Here is a 2,133-nt window from a genome sequence, read left to right as displayed (position 1 = left end):
GTCGGATACGTCGGCGGAGGCGACGCCGCACCCTTCCTCCTGAGCGCCCTCCACCGCCTCGAGTACCGAGGGTACGACTCGGCCGGCCTCGCAGTCGTGGACGGGAGCGCCGGTTCGATGGCGGAGAGCGTCGGCAAGGCTAGGAGCGTCGGCGTGACCGAGGGACGGGACGGCACGGGCGCGGGATCCGCCCGGCTGGTCGCCGTCAGGCGCGCCGGCAGGATCGCCGAGCTCGAGCGCGCTCTGCGCGAGAGCCGCCTGCCCCAAGGTGGATGCGGCGTCGCCCATACGCGCTGGGCCACCCACGGTCCTCCCACCCGAGCCAACGCGCACCCGCAGCTCTCTGCGGACGGAGAGATCGCCGTGGTCCACAACGGTATCATCGAGAACGCCTCCCTGCTTCGGGAACGGCTCGGCGCACTCGGCTACGCCTTCACCTCCGACACCGACACCGAGACCCTCGCCCACCTCGTCGACCACCTTTGGTCACCGGGCGGGCCCCTGGAAGGGGCGGTCGCGGCCGCGCTGGACAGGGTCGAAGGGACCTATGGCATCGCCGTGGTCTCATCCCGCGATCCGGGCAAGATCGTCGCGGCGAGTCTCGCCTCCCCCATCCTGGTGGCAAGAACGGCGGACGGGATCTCCCTGGTCGCCTCCGACGCTGCGGCGGTGGCCGACCTGACCCGGAGCGTGACCTGGCTGGACGACGGCGACTACTCCGTGCTCACCGCCTCCGGTCCGCGCACCTTCCGACGCGATGGCGGCGAGGTGAAGCGCGCCGTCCACAGCGTGAGCTGGGACGCCGCAGCCCATCGCAAGGGCGACCACTCCCACTTCATGCGCAAGGAGATACTGGAACAGCCCGCTTCGCTCCGCAACGTGATGCGGGGACGGCTGCTCCACGGCAGCGGCGACGCCAGGCTGGGCGGGGTCGAAGCCCACGGCGACGTCCTCGAACGCACGAGGCGCATCGTACTGACCGCCTGCGGCACGAGCTGGCACGCCGCCCTCATCGGCGCCCACCTTCTGGAAGAGCTGGCCCGCGTGCCGGTGAGCGTGGAGTACGCCTCCGAGCTCCGCTACCGAAATCCCGTGCTCGACCCGGAATCGCTGGTCATCGCCATCTCGCAGTCCGGCGAGACCGCCGACACCATCGCCGCCCTCGACGAGGTCGCCCGCCGGGGAGCGCCCACCATGGGCGTCGTCAACAGAGTCGGCTCGGCCATCGCGCGCCGGAGCGATTTCGGCCTCTACCTCCACGCCGGCCCCGAGATCGGCGTCGCGTCCACCAAGGCCTTTACCAGCCAGCTAGTCGCTCTCGTGCTCTTCGCCCTCCACTTCGGCCGCCGTCGTCACCTTTCCGTGGAACGCGGCCTCGAGATAGTCGCCGCCCTGGAGGAGCTCCCCGACACCATGAACGCGGCCCTCGCGATCGACGGCGAAATGCGGGAGCTGGCCAAGAGCGTCGCAGGGGCCGACAATTTCCTCTATCTCGGGCGCGGTCTCCACTTCCCTGTCGCTCTCGAAGGGGCGTTGAAGCTGAAGGAGGTCAGCTACATCCACGCCGAGGGCTACCCGGCCGCAGAGATGAAGCACGGCCCGATCGCCCTCGTGGATCGCCACATGCCCGTGGTGGTGCTCGCGCCTCGCGACGGCGTCTATCCGAAGGTGGTCTCGAACATAGAGGAAATTCGCGCACGCGGGGGACGGGTCATCGCGGTGGTGTCGGACGACGCCCCCGAGCTCGAGGGACGGGTCGAAAGCCTGGTGCGCGTGCCCCGGAGCGTGAACGTCCTTCAGCCGATCCTCTCCGTGGTTCCCCTCCAACTGTTAGCTTATCACGTGGCGGTGGAGCGCGGTCTCGATGTGGACCGGCCCCGCAACCTGGCTAAGTCGGTCACGGTCGAATGACTTCCGAAGGTGCAGTTTCCCGCATCTTCGGCGGATATCCGGCGATCAGCGAGCGATAACGTCGGTCCTGCGGGGGGCACAATGCGCTAAACCGTTCTCCACCAGCACCTTAGAGGCTGCCCCTATCCGGCATGAACCTTGCCGGTTGCATGGGCCGTCGTACCAACGTTCCCGCTAAGCTGCGGGTTGATTCGATCCTCACAGAGGAAAAACGCGATGAAG

1 protein-coding gene is annotated in these 2,133 nt (G+C 68.4%); it reads left to right on the top strand.

The window, feature by feature from the left end; genetic code table 11:
* Window positions 1-1,911, top strand: a 1,911-nt coding sequence (gene glmS, locus J4G12_10300; protein MCE2456181.1) for a glutamine--fructose-6-phosphate transaminase (isomerizing), incomplete at its 5' end; no start/stop codon positions are given.
* Between the last annotated feature and the right edge of the window lie 222 nt (window positions 1,912-2,133).

This window comes from Gemmatimonadota bacterium (genome assembly GCA_021295815.1).
In the GTDB taxonomy this organism is placed as follows: Bacteria; Gemmatimonadota; Gemmatimonadetes; order Longimicrobiales; family Gaopeijiaceae; genus JAGWBQ01.
The sequence above is the reverse complement of the archived record's forward strand: the minus strand, read 5'-3'. Positions and strand labels throughout refer to the sequence as shown.